22 protein-coding genes and 1 pseudogene are annotated in these 23,264 nt (G+C 70.9%); 8 read left to right on the top strand and 15 right to left on the bottom strand.

What is annotated here, in order from left to right:
- Positions 1-236 precede the first annotated feature (236 nt).
- On the top strand, positions 237-1,562 hold the full coding sequence (locus tag F1C12_RS15020; protein WP_185275718.1) for a glycosyltransferase: 1,326 nt from the start codon (positions 237-239) through the stop codon (positions 1,560-1,562).
- Between the two features lie 21 nt (positions 1,563-1,583).
- On the opposite strand, the gene F1C12_RS15025 is transcribed toward F1C12_RS15020, so the two are convergent.
- From F1C12_RS15025 to F1C12_RS15050, 6 genes are all read right to left on the bottom strand, one after another.
- The gene (locus F1C12_RS15025; RefSeq protein ID WP_258045924.1) at positions 1,584-2,333 is read right to left on the bottom strand and encodes a formylglycine-generating enzyme family protein; all 750 of its coding nucleotides are present in this window, start codon (positions 2,331-2,333) and stop codon (positions 1,584-1,586) included.
- 79 nt (positions 2,334-2,412) lie between these two features.
- Positions 2,413-3,171 carry an SDR family NAD(P)-dependent oxidoreductase gene (locus F1C12_RS15030; protein ID WP_185275719.1) on the bottom strand — a complete coding sequence of 253 codons (759 nt, stop codon included), beginning with the start codon at positions 3,169-3,171 and terminating at the stop codon, positions 2,413-2,415.
- Entirely contained in the window at positions 3,162-4,316 is a 1,155-nt protein-coding gene (locus tag F1C12_RS15035) for an ATP-NAD kinase family protein (RefSeq protein WP_219732620.1), read from the bottom strand. The genes F1C12_RS15030 and F1C12_RS15035 overlap by 10 nt, the downstream gene beginning before the upstream one ends.
- Positions 4,313-5,923 carry an aminomethyl-transferring glycine dehydrogenase subunit GcvPB gene (gcvPB, locus tag F1C12_RS15040; protein WP_185275720.1) on the bottom strand — a complete coding sequence of 537 codons (1,611 nt, stop codon included), beginning with the start codon at positions 5,921-5,923 and terminating at the stop codon, positions 4,313-4,315. Before gcvPB ends, F1C12_RS15035 begins: the two co-directional genes overlap by 4 nt.
- Positions 5,920-7,296, bottom strand: coding sequence for an aminomethyl-transferring glycine dehydrogenase subunit GcvPA (gene gcvPA, locus F1C12_RS15045; RefSeq protein ID WP_185275721.1), 1,377 nt, complete (start codon positions 7,294-7,296; stop codon positions 5,920-5,922). Before gcvPA ends, gcvPB begins: the two co-directional genes overlap by 4 nt.
- Positions 7,293-9,335, bottom strand: coding sequence for a beta-galactosidase (locus tag F1C12_RS15050; protein WP_185275722.1), 2,043 nt, complete (start codon positions 9,333-9,335; stop codon positions 7,293-7,295). Before F1C12_RS15050 ends, gcvPA begins: the two co-directional genes overlap by 4 nt.
- A gap of 140 nt (positions 9,336-9,475) precedes the next feature.
- Between F1C12_RS15050 and F1C12_RS15055 the strand changes: the two genes are divergently transcribed.
- The gene (locus tag F1C12_RS15055) at positions 9,476-10,135 is read left to right on the top strand and encodes a GntR family transcriptional regulator (protein WP_185275723.1); all 660 of its coding nucleotides are present in this window, start codon (positions 9,476-9,478) and stop codon (positions 10,133-10,135) included.
- Between the two features lie 43 nt (positions 10,136-10,178).
- Positions 10,179-11,405, top strand: a complete 1,227-nt coding sequence (locus tag F1C12_RS15060) for an endo-1,4-beta-xylanase (RefSeq protein WP_185275724.1) — start codon at positions 10,179-10,181, stop codon at positions 11,403-11,405.
- A 3-nt stretch (positions 11,406-11,408) separates the two neighbouring features.
- Here F1C12_RS15060 and F1C12_RS15065 read toward each other — a convergent pair whose 3' ends face one another.
- The 7 genes from F1C12_RS15065 to F1C12_RS15095 form a co-directional block, all read right to left on the bottom strand.
- On the bottom strand, positions 11,409-12,230 hold the full coding sequence (locus F1C12_RS15065) for a carbohydrate ABC transporter permease (RefSeq protein ID WP_258045925.1): 822 nt from the start codon (positions 12,228-12,230) through the stop codon (positions 11,409-11,411).
- Complete coding sequence (locus tag F1C12_RS15070) at positions 12,227-13,147, bottom strand: carbohydrate ABC transporter permease (RefSeq protein ID WP_185275725.1); 921 nt, start codon at positions 13,145-13,147, stop codon at positions 12,227-12,229. Before F1C12_RS15070 ends, F1C12_RS15065 begins: the two co-directional genes overlap by 4 nt.
- 2 nt (positions 13,148-13,149) lie before the next feature.
- Positions 13,150-14,457 (bottom strand): ABC transporter substrate-binding protein, encoded by a 1,308-nt coding sequence (locus tag F1C12_RS15075; RefSeq protein ID WP_185275726.1) that lies wholly within the window; start codon positions 14,455-14,457, stop codon positions 13,150-13,152.
- 99 nt (positions 14,458-14,556) lie between these two features.
- Positions 14,557-16,188 (bottom strand): amylo-alpha-1,6-glucosidase, encoded by a 1,632-nt coding sequence (locus tag F1C12_RS15080; protein WP_185275727.1) that lies wholly within the window; start codon positions 16,186-16,188, stop codon positions 14,557-14,559.
- Positions 16,185-17,087: a carbohydrate ABC transporter permease gene (locus F1C12_RS15085; protein ID WP_185275728.1), complete on the bottom strand. Its 903-nt coding sequence runs from the start codon at positions 17,085-17,087 to the stop codon at positions 16,185-16,187. Before F1C12_RS15085 ends, F1C12_RS15080 begins: the two co-directional genes overlap by 4 nt.
- Complete coding sequence (locus F1C12_RS15090; RefSeq protein ID WP_258045926.1) at positions 17,084-18,064, bottom strand: carbohydrate ABC transporter permease; 981 nt, start codon at positions 18,062-18,064, stop codon at positions 17,084-17,086. The genes F1C12_RS15085 and F1C12_RS15090 overlap by 4 nt, the downstream gene beginning before the upstream one ends.
- A 10-nt stretch (positions 18,065-18,074) precedes the next feature.
- Entirely contained in the window at positions 18,075-19,370 is a 1,296-nt protein-coding gene (locus tag F1C12_RS15095; protein WP_185275729.1) for an ABC transporter substrate-binding protein, read from the bottom strand.
- Positions 19,371-19,548: 178 nt separating this feature from the next.
- On the opposite strand from F1C12_RS15095, the gene F1C12_RS15100 reads away from it, so the two are divergent.
- From F1C12_RS15100 to F1C12_RS22740, 3 genes are read left to right on the top strand one after another with little or no spacing between them, the layout of a single operon-like run.
- A complete protein-coding gene (locus F1C12_RS15100) occupies positions 19,549-20,577 on the top strand; it encodes a serine hydrolase domain-containing protein (RefSeq protein ID WP_185275730.1) in 1,029 nt (342 codons plus the stop codon).
- 49 nt (positions 20,578-20,626) lie between these two features.
- Complete coding sequence (locus F1C12_RS15105; protein WP_185275731.1) at positions 20,627-21,028, top strand: DUF6855 family protein; 402 nt, start codon at positions 20,627-20,629, stop codon at positions 21,026-21,028.
- A 9-nt stretch (positions 21,029-21,037) separates the two neighbouring features.
- Positions 21,038-21,613: a cysteine hydrolase family protein gene (locus F1C12_RS22740; RefSeq protein ID WP_258045927.1), complete on the top strand. Its 576-nt coding sequence runs from the start codon at positions 21,038-21,040 to the stop codon at positions 21,611-21,613.
- A 65-nt stretch (positions 21,614-21,678) separates the two neighbouring features.
- Here F1C12_RS22740 and F1C12_RS22610 read toward each other — a convergent pair.
- Positions 21,679-22,086, bottom strand: a pseudogene (locus F1C12_RS22610) (NUDIX domain-containing protein); the annotation flags it as partial.
- A gap of 46 nt (positions 22,087-22,132) precedes the next feature.
- Between F1C12_RS22610 and F1C12_RS15115 the strand changes: the two are divergent.
- Positions 22,133-22,759, top strand: coding sequence for a TMEM175 family protein (locus tag F1C12_RS15115; RefSeq protein WP_185275732.1), 627 nt, complete (start codon positions 22,133-22,135; stop codon positions 22,757-22,759).
- Between the two features lie 46 nt (positions 22,760-22,805).
- Positions 22,806-22,994, top strand: a complete 189-nt coding sequence (locus tag F1C12_RS15120; RefSeq protein ID WP_185275733.1) for a hypothetical protein — start codon at positions 22,806-22,808, stop codon at positions 22,992-22,994.
- 33 nt (positions 22,995-23,027) lie between these two features.
- On the opposite strand, the gene F1C12_RS15125 is transcribed toward F1C12_RS15120, so the two are convergent.
- On the bottom strand, positions 23,028-23,255 hold the full coding sequence (locus tag F1C12_RS15125; RefSeq protein WP_185275734.1) for a hypothetical protein: 228 nt from the start codon (positions 23,253-23,255) through the stop codon (positions 23,028-23,030).
- Positions 23,256-23,264 lie beyond the last annotated feature (9 nt).

Raw genomic sequence — 23,264 nt, forward strand, 5'->3', positions numbered from 1 at the left:
TGGCTACCCGCGCGACGCGTTCCGGGTGAAAACTCGCGGCTGACGACCCCGCCCGCGAATGCCAGCGGGTCCACGAACCCTCCCGTGCCGCGCGCCAGGCTGCGCCACTCCCCGCCCTCCACCGCGGTTCCGCGCGCCGTCCGCCCACCCAGCGCCCACCCGGATGTCTGAACACCGGATGTAATGTCACTCGCCAGTGTGAGATTGAAATACATCGATGGTGGGGTGGACTAATCGTGAAGCTGGTTTCCGCGGCGATCTTCGTCGTCGTCAGTGCGGCGTTCGGGTGGCTCTGGTGGAGCGCAGGCGGTCCGAGCTGGTACGGGATCGCCGTCACCGCGCTCCTGGCGACCAAGCTCCTGCTCTCGTGGCTGCACCGCCCCAAGAGCGTGGAGACCGCGGAGGACCGCCGGCGGGTCGACGCGCTCGCCGTGGGCGTCGCCATCCCGATGTACAACGAGGACCCGCAGATGCTGCGGGCCTGCCTCTCGTCGTTGCTGGCTCAGACCAGACCCGTCCGGACGGTGGTGGTCGTGGATGACGGATCGCGCACCGGTTCCGCCGTCGAGGAGGCGCGCAGCTGGATCCCGTCGTTCGCGGAGCGCGGGATCGCGCTGCAGGTGGTGGTGTTCGACGTCAACCGCGGCAAGCGCCAGGGCCTGATGGAGTGCCTCGACCGGCAGCCGGAGGCCGAGCTCCTGCTCTGCGTCGACTCCGACACCGTGCTGGACGAGCGCGCGGTGGAGAACGCGATCATCCCGTTCACGAGCGAACGGGTGAAGGTCGTGACGGGTCTCGTGCTCGCCATCAACTACCGCAGGAACCTGCTGACCCGGCTCACCGACCTGCGCTACGCGAACGCGTTCCTCTTCGAGCGCGGGGCGTACTCGACCCTGCGCTCGGTGCTCTGCGCCTGCGGTTCGCTCGCCGTCTACCGCACCGAGGTGATGCGCGCACACCGGGAGGACTTCCTCACGCAGACGTTCCTCGGGGTCCCCGCGGTCGTCGGCGACGATCGCCGCCTGACCAACTACGGCCTGCTGGAGGGCGACGCGCTGCTGCAGCCGGACGCGATCGCCTACACCGCGGTGCCGGAGCGGTTCGGTCACTACCTGCGTCAGCAGATCCGCTGGAACAAGTCGTTCTTCCGGGAGTCCGTCTGGGTGCTGCGCTCGCTGTCGCCGCGGAAGGCGGCGTTCTGGCTCACGTTCGTGGAACTGCTCACGTGGGTGGTGTTCTCTCTCGCCATCATGCACGCGGTCCTCCTCGCCCCCGTCGTCAACGGCAGCGCCCCGTTCGTCGGCTATCTGCTGTGCGTCGCCCTGCTCGCCTACGCGCGCTCCATCCGGTACCTCGACCTGCCCGGCGCCGCGCGCAGCCTCGGCGATCGGGTGAGCGGCTTCCTGCTGGCGCCGCTCTACGGGCTGCTGCACGTGTTCGTCCTGATCTGGCTGCGGCTGTACGCGCTCCTGACGCTGAGGAGCAACCGCTGGGGGACGCGGCGCGGGATCGAGGTGGCGCTGCCTGCGGAGCACCGGGTGGACGGCGTCGACGTGCGCTGACCGCGATCGGCTGGAACAGCGTCAGCGCCGCGGCGTCCAGCCGGGCGGATGCGGGAACTCCAGCGCCGCCCGCTCGCGGTCGGCCTCCGCCGACCAGCCCTGAGCGGCGCCCTCGGCGTCGAACCCGCCGCGTGCGACGCGGAAGCCCAGGTCCTCGTGCTGCGTCCGCGGCGAGCCGCCGCGGCGGACCGAGGCGCGCACGCTCCAGGCGTCGTCGGCGAAGCCGCCGCCGCGGAACACCCGGTAGTCGTCGTAGCGGGCCGGGTCGAGGTAGTCCCAGCACCACTCCCAGACGTTCCCGAGCGTGTCGAACAGGCCGTTCAGGTTGGGGAGCCGGCCGCCCACGTCGTGCGGCGCGCCGAGACCGTCGGCGCTGGTCCAGGCGACCTCCGCCAGCGGGCCGTAGTGCGGACCGGTGGAGCCCGCGCGGCAGGCGTGCTCCCACTCCGCCTCGGTCGGGAGGCGGTAGCCGTCGGAGTCGACGTGCCAGGTGACCTCCTCGCCGTCGAACGAGTAGGCCGGGTCCAGGCCCTCCCACTCCGACGCGGCGTTGCAGAACCGGATGGCGCGCAGCCAGCTGATCCCGGTCGCGGGGCGGCGGGGATGTGCGGCCGGCTCGCCGATCAGCTCGGCCACCTGCTCCTCGGTCACCGGGAAGACGCCGATCTCGAACGACTCCAGCTCGACGGTCCAGCGGCGCTTCTGCCGGGCATCGTGGAGCTGCACCGCTCCGGGCGGGATGTACGCCAGGTCGATGTCCGCGCCTTCCACGGTGCCCACCCTGCCACAAACACGAACGCCTCCGGGCCGTCTGTACGGGACAGGCCGGTCCGGAGGCGTCGGTGGGGAGTTACGCGATGCCGCCGCCGTCGGCGACCAGCGCCGTACCGGTCACGTACGACGACTCGTCGCTCGCCAGCCAGACGACCGCCGCAGCGATCTCCGACGGCTCGCCCATGCGGCGCAACGGGCGGTCGGCGGCCTCCGCGAGGAAGGAGCCGGCCTCCTGACCGAGCTGGCGGGCCTCGTCGCGGAGCATCCCGGTGTTCACGTCGCCCGGGTTGATCGAGTTCACGCGGATGCCCTGCGGGCCGTGGTCGATCGCCAGGGCGCGGGTCATGTTCACGACGGCGCCCTTGGAGGCGCAGTAGGAGATGGCCTGGCCGCCGCCCTTGAGTCCCCAGCCGCTGCCGGTGTTGATGATCGAGCCCGCGCCCGCCGCGGCCATGATCGGGACGACGTGCTTGCACATCAGGAAGACGCCGCGGACGTTCACGCCGAAGACGCGGTCCCACTCCTCGACGGTCGTCTCGACGGCGGTGGTGCGGCGGATGATGCCCGCGTTGTTGAACGACACGTCGACGCCGCCGAAGGCCTCCACCACGGCGGCGACCACGCGCTCCACGTCGGGCTCGGAGGACACGTCGGCGCCGAGCGCGATCGCCTCGCCTCCGGCCGCGCGGATCTCGGCGGCCACGGCCTCCGCGGCCTCCAGCTGCAGGTCGACGACGGCGACGCGCGCGCCCTCCGTCGCGAAGGCGAGGGAGGTGGCGCGGCCGATGCCGCCGGCCCCTCCGGTGACGATGGCGGACTTGCCGGCTAGACGCATTCGGGTTCTCCTTCGATGGGGGCCGCTGACGCGGCACTGACAGGGTAGAGGCTCGCGGTGGCGGGCCCGGTGGTCACGCTGACGTGACCGGCCAGCCGCCGGTCGAGAGCCGGGTCGCCGGTGTCGACCAGGAGCGGCCGGCCGGCGAGGTCGATGAGCTTCTGCTCGGTGGCGACCACGAGCAGGGGATCGGCGCCGAGCGCGGCGATCACGCGCGCGGAGAGCTGCTGGTTGCCGCGGCCGAGCAGGAAGCCCTGTCCGCCGATCACGGTCACGACCGCCCGCGCGGCGTGGGCGCGGACGGCGTCGAAGGCCTGCTGCTCGGTGACGTCGCGGGCGAGAATGAGGCCGTCCTGGACGATGTCGACGCCGAGCGGGGAGGTGTCCAGCCCGAGTGCGCGGCCGAGCTCGACCGTGGTGCCGCCGGGGCCGAGCAGGTAGCGCACGCCCGGGAGCATGCGGTCGGCGGCGCCCGCTGCGGCGCGGCGGACGGCCTCCCGGGCGCTCGTGGGCGTGGCGGCCTTGCGGGCCTGCGTGCGGCCGGCGGCGACGGGCACGGGGACGAGCGCGAACAGGCGCGGGTCGGGGCGGCCGCTGCGCAGGAGGTCCTCGTCGAGGTCGAGCACCTCGGCCTCGGCGGTGGGCAGCGGCGCGCGCATCCAGTCGGCGGCGAGGGCGCCCGCCGCGGCGGGGCCGACGGCGAAGCAGCCGGAGTACATCTTGACGCCGGCGGGGATGCCGAGGACGGCAGTGCCGGAGGAGTGCGGCAGGCCGCGGGCGACGTCCCGGGCGGTGCCGTCGCCGCCGGCGAACAGGACCAGGGAGGCTCCGGCGGCGCGGAGTGCGGCGGCGGCGCGGGCGGTGTCGTCGGGGGTGGTAGCCGACGATGCCGGAGCATATGCCACCTGCGGCATAAGCCCGGCCTCCCGCACGACATCCTCCCCCAGTGCACCCGCCGCCGTCAGAACCGTGGCGCCTGGCCGGGCGGCAGCGAGCACGCGCAGCGCCTGTGCCGCCCGGTCTCCGGCGCGGCGACGGCCGCCGCGGCGCAGCGCCTCACGCTGCACCGCGACGCCGTCGCTGCCGGCGAGGCCCGCCGGCCCGCCGACGCCCGCGACCGGGTTCACGATCAGGCCGATCGTCACACGACCGCTTCTTCCAGCACAGCGGCTGCGGGTGCGGATACGCCCTCCCCGAAGTGCTTCCGCCGGTACGCGCGCCACGTGACGGCCCAGCGCTCCGGGTCGTCCAGGTCGTCGTGGTGCGTGTGGTGGACGGTCTGGTTGTGCGGAGCCGTCCGGACGACCTCCGGGGTCTCCCGCGCCTCGCGCGCGACCTCGGCGAGCACGCGCGCGTACTCCTCCAGCTCGGCCTTCGAGTACGACTCGGTCGGCTCCAGGGTGAACGGCTGCGGAACCACATACGGGTGGTGGCTGGTCCAGTAGTGCATACCGAAGTCGCTCGCCCGGATGCCGATCTCCTCCGAGCTGATGCCGGTCTCCTCGAACAACTCCTGCCACGAGTAGCGCACCTGCTCGATGCGCCGGCGGCCGGTCGCGTACGGAGCGCTGGCGCCGGGGATGTCGAGGACGAGCTTCATCAGGTAGTTGTTGTTCAGCACCGCCGTCTCGGCCACGGCGCGGAGGCCGGGGGCGCCGAGCGCGCGGATCCACGCGTAGGTGCGGACGATGTTCGGGATGACGCCGTAGAAGGGTGCGACCGAGCCGATCGACTGCGGCCGATCCGCGTCGAGCACGTACTGGTCGCCGACCTTCTCCACCACGGGGCCCGGCAGGAACGGGGCCAGGGCCTCCGACACCGCGTTGGCGCCGGAGCCGGGGCCGCCGCAGCCGTGCGGGGTGCCGAACGTCTTGTGCAGGTTGAAGTGGCACACGTCGAACCCGGCGTCGCGGGCGCGGGTGATGCCGAGGATGCCGTTCGCGTTCGCCTGGTCGTACGAGGCCAGCGCCCCGACCGAGTGCGCCAGCTCCACCCACTCGCGGATGCGCGGGTTGTAGATGCCGGTGTCCTCCGGGTTGGTGACCATGATCGCGGCCGTGCGCTCGGAGAGGGCCGCACGCAGCGCCTCCACGTCGGGGTAGCCGTCGGCGTCCGGGAAGATCGTGATCACCTTGTACCCGGCCATCTTCGCGGCGGCGGCGTTCGACGGGTGCGAGAAGATCGTGGTGATGACTTCGTCGCGCTGCTCGGCCTCGCCGCGGGAGGCGTGGTAGGCGCGGATCATCGAGATGTTCGCCCAGATCGCCTCCGAGCCGCCGCTGGTCTGCAGCGAGACCCGGCTCATGCCGGAGATCTCGGCGAGCATCCGCTCGGTGCGCCAGACGATCTCCAGGACGCCCTGCGCCGACTCAGGGTCCTGCAGGGGGTGGAGGTCGGTGAGGTCGGGTGTGCGGATGATCGTCTCGTTGACCTTCGGCGCGTACTTCATCGTGCAGGTGCCCTGGCCCACGTCGACGTTGAGGTCGGCGCCGAGGTTCTCCTGGCTGAGCCGGAGGTAGTGCTTGAGCACGCGCATCTGGCCGAGCTCGGGGAGCGCGGGCGCGGAGGCGCGGCGCAGGGAGGCCGGAAGCTCGGCGACCACGTCGCCGACGGCGGCGCGCACGCCGTCCTCGGTGCGCGATGGGATGACGCCGCGCTCGCCTGGAGCGTGCAGCTCGAAGACGATCGGCTCGTCCCAGCGCGCCTGGTGGAACCGGCGCAGCGGGGGCTTGGGGGCGATGGGGAGAGTCATCGTGCGTTCTCCTTCAGGGCGGCGCCGAACGCGGCGGCCAGGTCGTCGATGTCGGTCTGGGTGTTCTGCTCGGTGACGCATACCAGGAGACGCATGTCATCCAGGGCGAGGCCGGGCTCGAAGCCGCGGGCGCGCAGGGCGGCCACGATCTCGGGGGCGGTGAGCGCGGCGTCGCGGAGGTCGAGGACGAACTCGCGGAAGTGGATGGCGCCGTCGGCGGCCTCCACCCCGGGCAGCGCGGTGAGCGCCTGGCGGGCATATGTCGTTCTCGACATGAGCGTGTCGCCGAGCTCGGCCATCCCCTGCGGGCCCATCAGCGAGAGGTACACGCCGGCGGCGATGCCCCACAGGGCGGCGGCCGTGCCGACCCACTCCTTACCCTCCTCGCGGACGGCGAAGGAGGTGCGGTCGTAGGCGACATCGCCGAAGCCGTACTCGCCGGGGACGTCGGTGGACTCCAGCCCGAACAGCCGCGACGGCATCTCCATCACGAACCGGGTGTCGTCACGCACGGCGATGAAGCCGCCGTGCGCGCCGCCGAACCAGGGGTGGAGGCCGAGCGACTGGATGTCGCCGTGGACGATGTCCGCGCCGAGGTCGGACGGAGAGGCGAGCACGCCGAGGCCGATCGGGTCGGTGCCGGCGACGAGGAGCGCGCCCATCTCGTGCGCGGCGGCAGCGAGCTCGGCGACCGCTGTCTCGAGCGCGCCGTGGAAACTGGGCGTCTCGACCCAGACGGCCGCCGTGTCCGCGCCGATGAGGGCGGAGGCGGCGGCCACGTCGGCGACGCCGTCGACGGTCGGGACGACGGTGAGGTCCGCGACCGGCAGCAGGTAGTCGCGCACCTTGGACAGCTTGTCCGGGTGCGCGTCGCTGACCAGCAGGATGCCGCGGCGCCCGGTGATGCGGGTGGCCATGGCCAGCGCGGTCGCGGCGGCCTGGTAACCGTCATAGGTGGGTACGTTCACCACGTCGAGGTTCAGCAGCTCGCCCATCAGCGACTGGTACTGGAACAGCGCCTGGAAGCGGCCGTGGTCCTCGTACGGCTCGCCCGCGTACGCGGTGAGGAACTCGCTCCGGTTGATGACCTCGTCCACGACGGCGGGCACCGCGTGGTTGTACGTGCCGGCCCCGAGGAAGAGCCGGCCGGGTTCCATCGCGCGGTTGCGGCGCAGCAGCCCGCCGACGTGGCGGACCAGGTCCTGCTCGGCGATCAGCGGCTCCGGCAGGTCGAGGTCGCGTCCGAGCCGCAGGTCGGCGGGGACGTCGGCGTAGAACTCCTCGACGGAGGATGCGCCGACCGCGTCGAGCATGGCCTGCCGCGACTCGGGCGCCGTGTTCGGCACGTAGGGATGGACGAAGGGGTGGGTCATGCTTGCCTCTCGCTGTCGGTACGGGTCGGGTGCTGGATCACGGCGACGCCGAACGCGTCGAGCGGCAGTCCGTCGCCGGCGGCCGCGCCGGTGAGCAGGTCGGTTCCGCCCGGGATGCGCGGCGCGGTCCGCGCCTCCCGGCCGTGGTTGAGCACGAAGGTGAAGTCGGTGGTGCCGTCGGTGCGGGTGACGACCTCCAGCGCGGTGTCGGGCTCGCGGGCCGCGACGCCGGCGGCGGCGAACACCTCGGCGAGCACGGCGCGCATCCCTGCCTCGTCCAGGCCGGCGGCCAGGTACCAGGCGGCGCCGTCGCCGTGCGCGCGGCGGGTGAGGGCCGGGAGGCCGGCGAGGTCGCCGTCCGCGAAGCGCGCGAGCGTGTCGGTGCCCGCAGCGGCCTTGACCCACTCGCCCCAGACCCGGGTGGAGTGGACGACGCCGCCGAGCTCGACGGTCCGGTGGCCTCCATCGGGCAGCGGCCACCACTCGTCCACCTCGACGCCGAGGAGGTCGCGCAGCGGTCCGGGGGCGCCGCCCGGGTGCACCTGCTCGCGGTGGTCGACCACGCCGGAGAACGGGCCGACGACGACATGGCCGCCCGCGGCGGCGAACGCGGTCAGCGCCGCCGCCTGCTCGGCGGTCGTCGCGTACAGGTTGGGGACGAGCACCACCCGGTGCGAGCCGAACGGCCCGGCCGCGCGGGCGACGTCGACGGGCTGGCCCAGTGCGTACGCCGCGGCGTGCCAGGCGCGCGCCTCGGTCAACCAGTCCAGCCGCTGCGACGGCATCGACTCGGTCTGCGTCACACCCCACCACGCGTCCCAGTCGGCGACCAGCGCGACCGAGGCGCGCACCCGGGTGCCGCGCACGGCCTCCAGCTTCTTCAGCTCCGCGCCGAGCGCCTTCGACTCCTGGTAGCTGCGGCTGCGCTCACCGCGGTGGCCGAGCATCGCCGAGTGGAACTTCTCCGGCCCGAACTTCGCCTGCCGCCACTGGAAGAACATCACGCCGTCCGAACCGTGCGCGACCGCCTGGAGGCTGCCGAGCCGCAGCTGGCCGGGAGCCTTGGGCACGTTGACGTCGCGCCAGCTCACCGCGCTCGGCGCCTGCTCCAGCAGCAGCCAGGGCCGGCCGTCCTTGAGACTGCGCATCAGCCCGTAGTTGAGTGCGGCGCCGACGTGTGCGTGCGGGTCGGCGGGGTCGGGATAGGCGTCGTCGGTGACCAGGTCCTCGGCGTCGGCGAAGTCCCAGTAGTCGAGCTCGCGGAACAGGCTCATGAAGTTGGTGGTCACCGCGACCTCGGGTGTGACCTCCCGCAGCACGTCGACCTCGGACTGGAAGAGCTCCAGGAGGGCGTCGGAGGAGAACCGCTCGAAGTCCACGACCTGCGCCGGGTTGATCGGCCCGGTCGCGGTGCGCGGCGGCTCGATCTGGTCGAAGCCGAGGTAGTGCTGGCCCCAGCAGCTCGTTCCCCAGGCCTCGTTGAGGCCGTCGATGTCGACGTAGCGGGCCTCCAGCCAGCGGCGGAAGTGCCGGGCGGACTCCGGGCACCAGCAGCGGGCGACGTGGTCGCCGTACTCGTTGGAGACGTGCCAGAGCGCGAGCGCCGGGTGCTCGCCGTAGCGTTCGGCGAGAGCGCGGGTGAGCCGGAGGGCGGCCTCCCGGAACAGCGGAGAACTGGGGCAGTACGACTGCCGTGACCCGAACTCCAGACGCACGCCGTCGGCGTTCCAGGGCAGGACCTCGGGATGCTCGCGCACGAGCCAGGCCGGGGGAGTCGCCGTCGCGGTGGCCAGGTCGACCTTGATCCCGTTCGCCCAGAGGAGGTCGATGATCCGGTCGAGACCGTCGAAGTCCCAGCGCCCGGGCTCCGGCTCGAGCAGGGGCCAGGAGAACACCGGCAGCGTGACGATGTTGACGCCCGCCTCCACCATCAGGCGCACGTCCTCGGCCCAGACGTCTTCCGTCCACTGGTCGGGGTTGTAGTCGCCGCCGTAGGCGAGTGCGTCGAGCCGGATGCTCCGGGGCGCGGGGATCGTCATCGGTCTCCTCGTACGTGTCTGTGGTCAACTTCTTGTGTCGAGAACGTGTCGACTGTATTCTGTATACAGTAACGCTAAAGGGATCGAAGCGACGGGTCAACCCCTAAGCTGGCGACCACGAGTCCGGCCGGGAGGGTCACATGGCTATCGAGCGCAAGAACCTGCGTTCACAGGTGCGCGAGGAGCTTCTCGCCCGGATGCGCGCCGGCGAGGTCCGCCCGGGGGAGAGCATCAACGAGGTCCAGCTCGCCGCCGAGCTCGGCGTCTCGCGCACGCCGCTGCGGGAAGCCCTCATCGCCCTGGAGAGCGAAGGCCAGATCGAGAGCGAGAACGGCAAGGGCTTCCGGTTCGTGCCGCTGAGCGCACAGGAGTTCGAGGACCTCTGCCCGATCATCGTCACCCTGGAGGGCCTGGCGCTCGACTTGTCCCCGGTGGACGAGCTCGCCGCCCTGGGTCAGCGCCTGGCCGCCCTCGCCGCTGCCTTCTCGGACGACGTCGCCCAGCACGCCGTCGTCAACCGCAAGGACGACGAGTGGCACAACCTCATGCTGAGCGCCTGCCCGAACCGCAAGCTCCTGGAGCAGATCGCCCAGGTCCGCAGCGCCATCCACCGCTACGAGAGCCTCCTCGTCGGCGACGACGTGCTGGTGGAGCGCTCGGCCGAGGAGCACGCGGAGATCGCGCGCCACCTGGTCGAGCGCGACGTGCCGGCCGCGAAGGCCGCGCTGGCGGAGAACTGGACGAACGGGATGCGGCGGCTGCTCGCCGACGCCGGCATCAAGTGGGAGCGGCTGAGCTGACGCGCCACCGGTAGCGTCGCCGGGTCACCGGTAGCGTTGCCGCATGCAGGTCGCCACCGGTCCCACGTCAGCTCCCGCCCACCGCACCGGAAGCACGGTCGTCACCCTCGTCGGCCCCGACGGTTCGCCGCTCGCCGACACGGAGGTGACGGTCGAGCAGCGCTCGCACGCGTTCGGCTTCGGCAACATCGGTTTCGACTTCGTCGAGCACGGCACCGCGGACGCCGAGCCGTGGCTGCGGCTGTTCAACCAGGCGACCCTGCCGTTCTACTGGGGCACGTTCGAGCCGCAGCAGGGCAGGACACGAGCCGCACGCCTGCACGAGACCGCCGCCTGGCTGGTCGAGCAGGGGGTGCGGGTAAAGGGCCACCCGCTCGTCTGGCACACGGTCCAGCCCGACTGGCTGATGGAGGTCGGCGGCGACGACGAGGTCGAGCGCCTGCTCCGGGAGCACGTCCGAGACGTGGTCGCGGGCTTCGCCGACGTCATCCGGCTCTGGGACGCGATCAACGAGACCGTCATCATGCCGGTCTTCGACAACGGCGCCAACGCGATCACCCCGCTCGCCGCCGCCCGCGGCCGGCAGCACCTGATCCGGCTCGCCTTCGAGGAGGCGCGCGCCGCGAACCCGGACGCGACCCTCGTCATCAACGACTTCGACCTCTCGCCGGACTACGAGAAGGTGATCGAGGAGGCGGTGGCCGGGGGAGTGCGCATCGATGCGATCGGCCTCCAGACCCACATGCACCAGGGCTACCGCGGCGAGGAGGAGATCCTGTCGATCGTCGACCGTTTCGCCCGGTTCGGCCTCCCGCTGCAGCTGACCGAGACGACGTTCGTCTCCGGGCACCTGATGCCGGCCAAGATCGACGACCTGAACGACTATCAGGTCGCGTCGTGGCCGTCCACGCCCGAAGGCGAGGCCAGGCAGGCCGACGATTTGGAGCGTCACTACCGCTCACTGTTCGGGCATCCCGCGGTCGAGTCGATCACCTACTGGGGCTTCTCGGACGCCGGAGCCTGGCTCGGCGCGCCGTCCGGTCTCGTGCGCGCCGACGGCTCGCCGAAGCCGGGTTACGACGTGCTCGACCGGCTGATCCGGGACGAGTGGTGGACCGCACCGGCCCGCGTCCGCACGGACCACGCCGGGCGCGTCCGGGTGGAGGGCGTGGCCGGCGGCTACGCGGTCACGGCCGATGCCGCGACGGCGGCCTTCGAGGTGCGCCGCGGCGACGAGTCCGCGGTCCGCGTCACCCCGGCGACGCCCTGACCCTCAGCCCTTCACGGCCCCGCCGAGCAGTCCCGACACGAACTGCCGCTGGAACAGCAGGAAGATCACCAGCAGCGGGAGCGTGGCCAGCAGCGAGCCCAGCATGAGCCCCGAGTAGTCGACGCGCGACAGCCCGATCATCGTGTTCAGGGCGACCGGGATCGTGTACTTGTCCTCCGTGTTGAGCATCAGCAGCGGCCAGATGAACGCGTTCCACTGGCTGACGAAGGTGTAGATGACGAGCGCCGCCAGCTGCGGCCGGGCGATGGGGAGGACTACCCGGTAGAACGTGCGCAGCTCTCCGGCGCCGTCGATGCGGGCGGCCTCGACGATGGTGTCGGGGAAGTCGAGGAACGCCTGGCGCATCAGGAAGATCCCGAACGCGTTCGCCAGGAACGGCAGGATCACCGCCTGGTAGGTGTCGATCCAGCCGAGGCTCGCCATCATCTGGAACAGCGGGACGAGCAGCACCTGCATCGGGATCATCATCGTCCCGAGCACGACGGCCAGGAGGAAGCCGCGGCCCCGGAACCGGAACTTCGCCAGCCCGTAGCCGGCGAGCACGCTCACGGCCGAGCTGAACACGGTGTAGATCACCGCGATCAGGAGGCTGTTCAGCATCACCTGCCCGAACCCGGTCTGCTCCTGCAGCCGGGCGAGGTTGGCCCAGAGCTGCCCGCCGGGAAGGATCGGCAGCGGCCGCGCGAACAGGTCGGCCGTGGTGTGCGTGGAGGCCGTCAGCATCCACAGGAACGGCACGACGCTCAGGATGGCGCCGCCGGCCAGCAGGACGTAGACGGGGACGTGGCGCAGGGCGCGGATCACTTCTTCTCCCTCAGCAGGCGGAACTGGATGACCGAGATGACCCCGGTGATGAGGACGAGCAGCCAGGCGATGGCCGACGCGTAGCCGGGGTCGAACTGCTGGAAGCCGACCTTGTACAGATAGAGGACGGGCGTGAGCGTGGCGTTGTTCGGTCCTCCGCCGGTGAGGATGACGTTCTCGTCGAACAGCTGGAGGGCGCCGATCGTCGAGGTCACCGTGGTGAAGACGATCGCCGGTCGCAGCTGAGGCACGACGACCCGGGCGAAGGTCGTCCAGCGGCCGGCGCCGTCCACGCGCGCCGCCTCGTACTGCTCGGCAGGGATGCTCTGCAGGCCGGCGAGCAGGATGACCATGTTGTAGCCGGTCCAGCGCCACGTGATGGAGGCGATGAGGGCGACGCGCGCCCAGAGCTCGCTGTCCAGCCAGTCCACGGGCGCGACGCCGAACACCCCGAGCAGCTGGTTGACCGCGCCGCCGTCCGTCGTCAGCAGCACGCGGAAGACGACCGAGTAGGCGACGAGCGTGGTCACGGCCGGCAGGAAGTACACCAGCCGGAACCCGGAGCGGAACCGCAGCCAGGTCTGGTTGAGCACGTATGCGAGGCCGAGCGCGATGCCGATCATGAGCGGCACCTGCACGAGCAGGATGAGGAACGCGTTCCCGAGGCTCGTGGCGACGAGCGGGTCGCGGAACAGCCGGACGTACTGGTCGAGCCCGACCCAGCGCAGCTCGCCACCCTGCGTGCTGAAGAAGCTCTGCCACAGCGAGATCACGAGCGGGTAGGCGAAGAAGACGGCGAACAGGATCGCGGCCGGCAGGGCGAACCAGGCGCCCGGTCGCTGGAGTCTGCGCCCCAGCGACCGGGATCCGGCGGACCGTGCCGTGCGACTCCTGGTGACCGTGTCGACGGCGACCATGCTCAGCCCGCGATCGTGCGGCCGGTGGCCGTGGCGATCTGCTGCGCGGCATCCTTCAGCGCGGCGGACGGGTCCTTGCCGCCGAGCACGGAGGCGGCCACCGCGGCTCCCACGATGTCGGTCGCCTTGGCGTTGTCGGACGTGTAGGCGATCGGCGGGATCTTCGCCGTCTGCTCGGCGAACAGCGCGTAGACCTTCTGGCCGCCGAAGTATGGGTCGGGCTGCGAGAAGAAGCCGTCCTTCAGGGCCGGGAGGTAGGCCGGGAACAGGCCGTCCTTCTTCATCATCGACACCTGGTTGGCGCTGTCTGCCAGGGCGAAGGAGACGAAGGAGGCGGCGAGCTGCGGGTTCTTGGCCTGGGCGGGGACGGCCAGGCTGGAGCCGCCGTTGTTGGAGGTGCGCGCGCCTCCCGCCGTGAACGCGGGGAGCTCGGTCACGCCGTACTTGCCGCTCAACTCGGGCGCCTCGCCGGTGAGCGTCGCCGTCCACCAGACAGCCTCCGGTGTGACCGCGGAGTCGCCGTTCTTGGCGCTCGTCACGCGGGCGTCCCAGCCCTTGACGTTCTTCAGGAGGCCCTTGTCGTTGAGCTCCTTCTCCACGCTGAGCGCGGCGACCGCCTTCGGGCCGGACACGGTGATCCGCCCCTTCGCGTCGAACAGGCCGACGCCCTGCTGCTGCAGCAGCATCTGGAACAGGCCGCCGGTCGCGACGTCCGCCGTCACGAGGGTGTGGCCGGTGGAGGCCTTGATCTTCTCGCCCGCGGCGACCAGGTCGTCCCAGGTGGCGAGCGACGCCGGGTCGACGCCGGCCTGCTCCAGGTAGTCCGAGCGGTAGAAGAGGCCGACCGTGCCGGAGTCCCACGGCGCGGCCTTGATCGCGCCGGAGGCGTCGGTGGCCGCGGCCCACTTGGACGGGTCGAAGTCGGCCTTCTTGTCGCCGATCACCGGGGTGAGGTCGACGAAGCCCTTCGGGAACTGGCTGAGGTAGCCGGGCGTGTGGTCGGTCTCCATCGTCACGACGTCCGGGAGGCCGGTGCCGGCCTGGAGCCCGACCGAGAGCTTGTCGTAGGCGTTGTCGTAGCCGACGTCGACCACCTTCACGGTCGTGCCGGGGTGCTTCTGTTGATACTCGCCGGCGAGGCGCTTGAGCGCGGTCGCGGCAGCGTCCCACGACCAGACCGTGATGCTGCCGGACGGCTTCGCGTCGGGGTCGAGCTTCGCGGGCCCGGAGGCGGGCGAGCCGGCCATCGCGCAGCCGGTGAGGGCGAGCACGGCGGCGGCGAGCGGGACGAGGGTGCGCAGGCGTTTCATGGGACTCCTTTGTCGTTGGAACGTGTCGTCGGAACGAGAAATGGAACGGATGGAACGGAAGGACCGGCGCCGCGGACCGCCGCGGACGCCTGGCGGCGCTCAGGCGCTGACCTGCACCGCCAGGTCCACGAACAGCGCCGCCGACCAGCCGAAGGCGGTCGTCGCGCGCGGCGCCTTGGCGCCGGTCGACGGGTTGAAGTACTCGTGTGGGCCACCGCCGTGCATGACGAGACGCAGGGTCTCCTCGACCAGTGCGCGCGACCGGTCGGCATGACCGGAGACCGCGAGGCCCTCGGCCAGCAGTGCGTTGACGTTGACCCACACCGGACCGCGCCACATCCGCTCGTCGGAGTACGACGGCTCGTGGCGCGCCACGGTCGGCACGCTCCAGGTCGTCGCGAAGCGGTCAGGATCGTCCAGGGCGGCGAGGATGCCGGCCACGTAGCGGCCCGGCAGCCGTCCGGTGAGCAGCGGCAGCAGCGAGACGGCCGTCTCCGCGTCGACGGGGGAGCCGTCGCCGGACGAGCGGAAGTAGCCGGCCTCCTCGTCCCACATCGCCTCCAGTAGCGCGAGCGTGCGGGAGGCGCGCGACGTGTGCCGGGCGGCCGCGGCCGTGTCCCCGACCGCGTGTGCCCGCGCGGCCAGCAAGTCGTCCTGCAGGATGAGGTACGCCGCGAGGTCGGGGGACGCGACCGGCAGCTCCGCGTCGAAGACCGGGCTGTCGTCGAGGCCGGACGAGTAGGGGTGGCCGTACTCGGGCATCCCGTCGCCGTCGAGGTCGGAGCGCTCGAACCACCAGTCCTGGCTGCGGGCGACGGCCTCCCACGCGCTGTCGAAGAACGCCGGGTCGTCCACGTAGCCTTCCAGCCGGCGCAGCGCCCAGGCGGCGAGCGGCGGCTTGGTCAGCGGGATGGGCGCGGTCGGGTCCGCGATGGCCGAGCCCGCGCGGCGCAGGTTCTCGCGGTCGCCGGGCGGCAGGTCGTCGCTCGACGCGAGGATGCCCTCGTCGTGGACGACGTCCGGCAGCTGCCCATCGGCGCCCGGGAAACCGAAGGCCAGCTCCAGCTGCTCGCGCGCCAGGTCGGGGTCGCCGTGCCGGAGGCCGGACGCGATGAAATAGGCGTCCCACTGCCAGAGCCCGACGTAGCCGATCTTGGACGGCACGACCGCACGCGCGCCGCGGCCGGGCAGCGAGACGATGTTCGCCCCGAGCACCCACCAGCAGAAGGCGGTCATGTCGGCGAGGTCGGCGCGGACGGCGGGGGTGCGGGCGAACCAGTCGTCCCAGATCCGGGCGGTCGCCGCGAGGGCGTCGTCGTGGGCGCCGCCGCCGGAGACTCCATCGGCGGCGATCCGCACGGCGCCGTCCACCGACGAGAGCCGGAGCACGTCGCCGGACGGGAGGTCGGCCTCCAGCGTCCACGGGCCGACGCCGCCGACGCTCAGCGCGGACGGCCCGTCGAACGTCAGCGTCACGTCGCCGAACTCGATGCGGTCGGGGCGGACCGACGACACCGGCAGCGCGCGTCCCTCGCCGTCGAGCACGCGCAGTGTCCGTACGAGCACGCAGTCGTCCAGATCCCGCTCGTACTCGGCGAGCCGCACGGTCAGCGCGTCCGGCGCCTCACGGTCCCGGAACACCAGGATGCGCGACCCCGGCAAAGTGAACGGCGCCGACACCAGATCGAGGAACGGAGAGACCCACTCGCCGGCGGACAGCACCTCGCTCATCGGCCGCCCAGCCCGGATGCCGCCATGCTGTTCAGGATGCGCCGCTGCCCGATCACGAACGCGATCAGCATCGGGATGGTCGCGATGGCCGACGCCGCCATGATGAGCCCGTAGTTGACCGACCCGAACTGGCCGCGGAAGCTCTGCAGCAGCAGCGGCACCGTGAAGAGGTCCTGCGTGTTGAGGATGACCAACGGCAGCAGGAAGTTGTTCCAGGTGCTGAGCGCCACGATGATCGCGAGCGCGCCGAGCCCTGGCTTCAGGTTGGGGAGGATGATGCTCCAGAAGATCCGCCAGCGGCCGGCGCCGTCGACGATCGCGGCCTCCTCCAGCTCCTTCGGCAGTGACAGCACGAACTGGCGCATCAGGAACACCGCGAACGGGTTGGCGAGCGCGGCGGGCACGATGAGCGCGAGGTGCGAGTCGACCCAGCCGAGCTTCGCCATCAGGAAGTAGAACGGGATGAGCGTGACCTGCATCGGGATCATCTGCGTCGCCAGGAAGACGACGAACAGCACCCGGCTGCCGCGGAACGGGATGCGCGCGAAGGCGTACCCGGCCATCGCGGCGGTGACGAGCGTGCCGGCGACGACGAGCACGGCGATGTAGATCGTGTTCCAGTACGCGGTGCCGAACGGCACGTCGTTCCAGGCGTCCACATAGTTCTGCAGCGTGAAGGGCTGCGGCCAGAAGCTCAGCGGGTCGTTCAGCAGCTGCGGCAGCGACTTGAACGACGTGATCAGCGTCCAGACGAACGGGAACACCATCGCGATCCCGCCGGCGAGCAGCACGAGGTGGAGGACCGCCTTGCGGGTGCGAGCGGCGCCACGGCCGCTGCGCGGGGCGCGCGACTCGGGGGCCGCCGTCGGGGTGGGCGTCCGGAGCTCTGCGGTGGTCATGCTGCACCATCCTCGTAGTGGACGAACTTCTTCTGCGCGGTGAACTGGATGCCCGTGATGATCAGCGTGATGATCAGCAGGATGATGGAGGCCGCGCTCGCGGGACCGAACTGGAACTTCCCGAAGCCCAGGTCGTAGATGTGGTAGACGATCGTCCGGGTCGCGTTGTCCGGACCGGCGTTCGCCGTGAGGATGAAGACGGTGTCGAAGGTCTGCAGCGAGCTGATGAACGCGATGACCGTCGAGAAGAAGATGATCGGCGACAGCAGCGGCAGCCGCACCCGGAAGAACAGGGTGAGCGCTCCGGCGCCGTCGAGCCGTGCGGCCTCGATGACCGCGGGCGAGATGTTCTGGAGGCCGGCCAGGAAGATGATCACGTTGAGGCCCACCGACGACCAGATGGTCACGATGCAGACCGCGAGCAGGGCCAGGTGCGGGTCGCCGAGCCAGTCCGGCGGCGCGATGTGGAAGACGGAGGCGATGAAGCCGCTGATCACGCCGTCCTTGCGGAACAGCTGCTGCCAGATCATGGCGACCGCGACGGAGGAGGTGACGACCGGCGCGAAGAAGAGGATGAGGTAGAGCGTCCGGGTCTTCAGACGCTCCAGCGCGACGGCGAGCACCACCGCGAGGCCGAGACCGATCGGCACCGTGATGATCGCGATCAGCAGGGTGTTGAGGATGGCCCTCCCGAACAGCGGGTCGGACAGCTCCGTCTTGAAATTGTCGAAGCCGACCCAGCTCAGGTCGTTGAGGCCGTCCCAGTGCGCGAAGGCGAGCACCATGCTCGCCACGAACGGGACGACCACGAAGAGCGCCATCCCGAGCAGCTGCGGCCCCACGAAGACGTAGCCCCAGCGCCGGTCGCGACGCCGCCAGGCGGACTCCTTGCGGAGCCCGCCCGGCGTCGTGGGAGGGACGTCGGCCTCGGTGACGACTGCTGTTTCGGCGACGGCCTGCTGACCCACTGCGCTCACGTTCGTCGCCTCACTTGCCGCCGGTCTTGTCGGCGATCATCTTCGCGACGTCGTCGAGCGTGGCCTGCGTGGACTCCTTGCCCTGATACAGCGCCAGCATCTTGTCGCTGATGTCGCTGGAGAGGCCGGGGACGGACGCCTCGGTGGTCGGGTCCTCGAAGCCGATGTCGCGCATGTCGAGCAGCGTCTGCGCGTGGGCCGGGTAGCCGTCGAGGACGACCGAGTCGGCGCCCTTGATGGACGGGACCGCGTTGCCGCCGCCCTTCAGGCGGAAGGTCTGGCCCTCGGCGGAGAGGAAGTTCGTCCAGAAGGTGAACGCCGCGTCCTGGTTCTTCGTCTTGGCGTTGATCGCGAGGTAGCTGACCGCGACGCCGGTCGGGGCGGCCTTGCCGGAGGGCGTCGGCCACGGCGCGACGTCGTAGTTCTCCGGGTCGCCCGCCGCCTTCACGGTGCCGATGGTGTAGCGGCCCTGCACGAAGAAGCCGGCCTTGTGGGTGACGAAGACGCTGTCGGCGCCCGCGCCCTCCGGGAGGGTGTCAGCGACGACGAACGTGCCGTTCTGGAAGTTCTTGGCCAGCACGTCCATCGCCTTGACGCTGGTCGGGTCGGTGTTCGCGACGAACTTCCCGCTCTCGTCGAAGGCCTTCCCGCCCTGCGACGAGATCCAGCCGTAGTGGGTGGACCAGTAGTTCCAGAACATCGAGCCGGTCAGCCCGGCCTTGTGCAGCTTCTGGTTCATGTCGAGGAAGGCCGCGGTCGTCCACTTGCCTTCGGAGGCGAGCTTCGCCGGGTCCTCGGTGACGCCGGCCTTCTTGAGGGCGGCCTGGTCGTACCAGAGGGCGTCGGGGTTGGAGTCGTTGGGCGCCGCGTAGAGCTCGTCGCCCTTCTTCGTCGCGCCGAACAGGCCCTGTGCGAAGTCGGCGGGCTTAGTCTTGCTGGCCGAGGAGTTCATCAGGGAGTTCAGCGGAAGCAGCGCCTTGGAGTTGACGAACTGGCCGATCTTGTCGTCCCCGATGTAGAAGACGTCAGGAGCGGTGCCGGAGGCCAACTGCGCGAGCAGCTTGGTGTGGTAGTCGCCGTAGTCGGCGACCGGCTGGAGCACCACCTTGATGTCGGGGTGCTGCTTCATGAACTGGGTGTCGAAGTCCTTGTACCTGGTGAGTTCCTCGGGGGTTCCCCAGGTGGACCAGACCACGGTCTTGGTGCCGGATCCGCCGTTGCCGGAGCAGGCGGCGAGTCCGAGGGCCAATGCGGCTGCCGCCGTGATGGCCAGCGCCCTTCTCACCTTTGAGTCGACGCGAGACATGAGTACCTCGTTCCTTGAGAGTCTCTGCTGTGGGTGGTGCTGCTGGTTGTCGTGCGATCGGGTGTCGCTTCGAACGATCTGTATTCTGTATACAGTAGGCAGATGACGATTGCAAGTGTTCGGCCGGCGCCGGAATCCGCTCCTTGCACGCCTCTCCGCCGCAGGCGATGATGCGGTCATGCCTGACTTCCGCCGCGTCCTCGATCTCGTGGACGCCCGCGGGGGCGCATCGTGGCTCACCGTCATCCAGGGCGGGGAGGTCGTCCTCGACCGCCGGACCGGTTGCGGGCCCGACGCTCTGTTCTACACGTTCTCGGTGAGCAAGCCCTTCGTCGCGCTCGCCGTGCACCTGCTGGCCGAGCGGGGGATGCTGCGCCTCGACGACCCGGTCGCCGCGCACTGGCCCGCCTACGCGCGCGGCGGCAAGTCCGACATCACCATCCGGCACGTGCTCTCGCACCGCGCGGGTGTGCCGTACTCGACCGGGAACCTGCTGGGCGACACGGTGCGCATGACCGACCCGCGGAGGTCCGTCGCGGCGGCGGAGGACGCGCGTCCGCGCTGGGCCGCGGGTGAAGTCGTGGGCTACCACGTGCTGAGCTTCGGCTTCATCCTCGGCGAGCTGGTGCGTCGCGTCAGCGGGATGCCGGCCGAGCGCTTCATCGCCGAGAACCTGCTGCGGCCGGCCGGGCTGACCGAGACGACCCTCGGCCTCCCTGACGCCTCGGCGGGCCGGGGGGTGCCGTTGCGCGCACTGAGCGCCCCCGAGCGCGCGAGGACCCTCCTCTTCAACCGCCCGCGCACCCGCGCGGTGCCGGTCCCGGCTGCGGCCGTAAGCACCAACGGGCGCGAACTGGCCGAGTTCTACCATCTGCTGCTCGCGGGCGGGGAGGGCGTCCTCCGGCCCGAGACCATCGCCGCGGCGCGCGCCGTCTCCAGCGACGGCGAGCCGGACCGGATCATGGGCCACCCGGTGCGCTGGGCACACGGCTTCCAGCTCGGCGGCCCGATCGGGCTGGCCCGGCCGACCGGCTCCCGGGCCGATCCGCGCACGTTCGGGCACAACGGCAGCAGCATCTGCAACGTGTGGGCCGATCCGGTGCGGGACATCGTGCTCGCCTACCTGACCAACACGGCCGACGAGCGCCGCCGCGCCCTCCGCCACCTCAGCGACGTGAGCGACGCGGTACTGGTGGCCTGCGATTGAGCGGGTCCAGACTTCTCGCAGAGACACGTCGGCGACGACAGGAGGAACCATGAGCGCAGGCACGAAGGACGATCCGTGGCGGCTGACCACGGCGCCGGGCACCTCGGAGTACACGATGTACCGGGACGAGGAGGCCGACCCGCCCGCGCTGGTCTGCCAGGTCGGCTCGACCCGACTGAGCTACCGGGCGAGCGCCATCGACGACCTCGCGGAGTGGCTGCGCGCGCAGGGCGACTGGGTGCCGCTCGGCGCGGCCGACGAGAACAAGCCGGTGGTCGCCGGGACGATCGAGGCCTGGGGCCGCGACCCGGTCAACCCAGTCGGCGGCTGGTACGGGCTGCGCAAGGGCTACCGCGGCCGGTTCGGGATGTACCTCCCGCCGCTGCTGGAGCAGCTCGGCCTGATCGAGCTCACGCACGACGCACGCAACAACAAGGCGCGGGCGAAGTAGTTTAACCATGTGAACGATCTAGCTCTGAATCCCGCAACGGCCGCCCTCCTGCTCATGGACCTCCAGCCGGGCATCCTCGCCCGCATGCCCGACTCCGACGACTTCCTCGCCGGGCTGCTGCGGGCACGGGAGGCCGCGCGCGAGGCCGGAATGACCGTCGGCTATGTGCGCGTCGCGGTCACCGCGGAGGAGGCCGCCGCCATCCCGTCGCGCTCCCGGTTCGCGGGCGCGGCGGAGCGCCTGGACGCGAGCCGTCCCGAGACGCAGATCGACCCGCGCATCGCCCCCGCGGAGGGCGAGATCGTCGTGCGCAAGAAGCGCGTCGGCGCGTTCAGCACCACCGACCTGCAGGAGCAGCTCGACGCCCGCGGCGTCGACACCCTCGTGCTCGCCGGCGTCGCCACGAGCGGCGTGGTCCTGTCGACCGTGCGCGACGCCTCCGACGAGGACTACCGGCTGGTCGTGCTGGAGGACGGCTGCTGGGACTCCGACCCAGAGGTCCACCAGGTGCTCACCGCGAAGGTGTTCGCCCGCGGCGGCGTGACCGTCACGAGCATCGAGGACTTCATCGCGTCGCTGGCGTAGCGGACGACCTCCGCGAGCCCCGGCGCGAGCTCGCCCGGAGCCTGCGGGCCGTCCAGCTCGTCCACCGGCAGCCAGTACAGCTCCTGCGACTCGTCCTCGCCCGGGGTCCCCGCCGGGTCGGTCGTCGCGACGAACGCGTAGACGATGTCGGTGTGCGCGTGGTCGTCGGTGATCGGATGCACGTCCACGCACAGGGGCGTCGGCAGCACCGCGATCCCCTCCGCGCGCTCGATCCGGTGCGCCGGCTGGAGGAGCTGCAGCTGCTCCAGGTCGTAGCCGGACTCCTCGCGGAGCTCGTGCGCGACGGCCGCCCACGGATCCTCCGCGCGCTCGACGTGGCCGCCCGGCTGCATGAGCAGCCCGCGCTTGCGGTGGCGGTGCACGAGAACGTGGGTGCGCCCGTCGAGCTCGCGCAGGATCAGCGCGCTCGCAGTGAGGTCGTACTCGCCCGGTCCGGTGTTGAGATGCGGCATCCCCTCAGTCTGACCGATCCGGCCCGAACTCGGGCATGATGTGCGTATGGCGCAGGTTCGGACGCGGGGATTCGACCGGTTGGTCAACTTCTCCGACGCGGTGGTCGCGATCGCGATCACGCTGCTGATCCTGCCGCTGGTCGACTCCAGCTCCGAGGTGGCGAGGGAGGGCATCGGCCACTACTTCCAGGACAACTTCTGGCAGCTCATCGCCTTCGCCATCTCGTTCGTCGTCATCGCCCGGCTCTGGATGGTGCATCACCAGGTGTTCGGCTGGATCGAGGGCTACACGAACGGCCTGCTCTGGCTCAACATGCTCTGGCTGGCCTCCATCGTCTTCATGCCGTTCACCGCAAACGTGCTCTCGGACAGCCCGAACGCCAAGCCGGAGGTGTACGCGCTCTACATCGGCGACCTGCTGCTGACCACGATCGCGATGCAGCTCATGGAGATACTGATCGTCCGCACGCCGGGGCTGCTGTCGGAGGAGGGCCGGGCGCACTCCGACCTGCTCCGCGGCTGGACGTTCGTCATCCTGCTCGCCGTCGCACTCGTACTCGCGGTGCTCGTGCCGCGCGTCGGGATGTTCTGGCTGTTCATCCTGTTCCTGTCGCAGCCGCTGCACATCGTGCTGAGCCGGATGCTCCGCCCGCGCGAGCACGCGGACGTCTGAGCGGACGGCCCTTCCCAGCGGCCGTGCCGGGGGCTATCGTCGCGGCATGCGACCCAAGACCTTTTTCGTGCTCCTCGTCATCGCCACGGCCTACCTCTTGGGCGCGCGGGCGGGCCGGGAGCGCTACGACCAGATCGTCGAGTCGGTGACCGCGTTCTGGAACAACCCGGACGTCAAGAAGGCGCGCAAGCAGGCGAAGAAGCAAGCAGAGAAGGCGCGCAAGCGCTACGCCTGACCCGGCTACGGTGACGGGCGCGGCCGCCGGAGCTCAGGGCTCGCGGTAGTCGCCCTCGGTGTAGTCGCCCTCGGGGGCGTCCGCGGGCTCCTCGACGTCGGTGTACGACCCTTCGACGTCGCTCTCCGGGCCGGGGTTCTCCTCGGTCTCGGTGTACTGACCGTGGACCGTGCGCTCGTGCGGTCCTTCGTCGTCGGACTCGGTGTAGCTGCCCTCGAGGTTCTCGCGGGCGTCGCCGGTGGGCTCTTCAGGGTTGCTCATAGCGAGGAG

It is taken from the genome of Leifsonia shinshuensis, assembly GCF_014217625.1.
GTDB classification, from domain to species: Bacteria; Actinomycetota; Actinomycetes; order Actinomycetales; family Microbacteriaceae; genus Leifsonia; species Leifsonia shinshuensis_A.

Coding starts and splice junctions, on each gene's coding strand:
- F1C12_RS15030 (WP_185275719.1), bottom strand. CDS start 3,171: ATGCGTCTAGCCGGCAAGTCCGCCATCGTCACCGGAGGGGCCGGCGGC.
- gcvPB (WP_185275720.1), bottom strand. CDS start 5,923: ATGACTCTCCCCATCGCCCCCAAGCCCCCGCTGCGCCGGTTCCACCAG.
- gcvPA (WP_185275721.1), bottom strand. CDS start 7,296: ATGACCCACCCCTTCGTCCATCCCTACGTGCCGAACACGGCGCCCGAG.
- F1C12_RS15050 (WP_185275722.1), bottom strand. CDS start 9,335: ATGACGATCCCCGCGCCCCGGAGCATCCGGCTCGACGCACTCGCCTAC.
- F1C12_RS15055 (WP_185275723.1), top strand. CDS start 9,476: ATGGCTATCGAGCGCAAGAACCTGCGTTCACAGGTGCGCGAGGAGCTT.
- F1C12_RS15060 (WP_185275724.1), top strand. CDS start 10,179: ATGCAGGTCGCCACCGGTCCCACGTCAGCTCCCGCCCACCGCACCGGA.
- F1C12_RS15070 (WP_185275725.1), bottom strand. CDS start 13,147: ATGGTCGCCGTCGACACGGTCACCAGGAGTCGCACGGCACGGTCCGCC.
- F1C12_RS15075 (WP_185275726.1), bottom strand. CDS start 14,457: ATGAAACGCCTGCGCACCCTCGTCCCGCTCGCCGCCGCCGTGCTCGCC.
- F1C12_RS15080 (WP_185275727.1), bottom strand. CDS start 16,188: ATGAGCGAGGTGCTGTCCGCCGGCGAGTGGGTCTCTCCGTTCCTCGAT.
- F1C12_RS15085 (WP_185275728.1), bottom strand. CDS start 17,087: ATGACCACCGCAGAGCTCCGGACGCCCACCCCGACGGCGGCCCCCGAG.
- F1C12_RS15095 (WP_185275729.1), bottom strand. CDS start 19,370: ATGTCTCGCGTCGACTCAAAGGTGAGAAGGGCGCTGGCCATCACGGCG.
- F1C12_RS15100 (WP_185275730.1), top strand. CDS start 19,549: ATGCCTGACTTCCGCCGCGTCCTCGATCTCGTGGACGCCCGCGGGGGC.
- F1C12_RS15105 (WP_185275731.1), top strand. CDS start 20,627: ATGAGCGCAGGCACGAAGGACGATCCGTGGCGGCTGACCACGGCGCCG.
- F1C12_RS15115 (WP_185275732.1), top strand. CDS start 22,133: ATGGCGCAGGTTCGGACGCGGGGATTCGACCGGTTGGTCAACTTCTCC.
- F1C12_RS15120 (WP_185275733.1), top strand. CDS start 22,806: ATGCGACCCAAGACCTTTTTCGTGCTCCTCGTCATCGCCACGGCCTAC.
- F1C12_RS15125 (WP_185275734.1), bottom strand. CDS start 23,255: ATGAGCAACCCTGAAGAGCCCACCGGCGACGCCCGCGAGAACCTCGAG.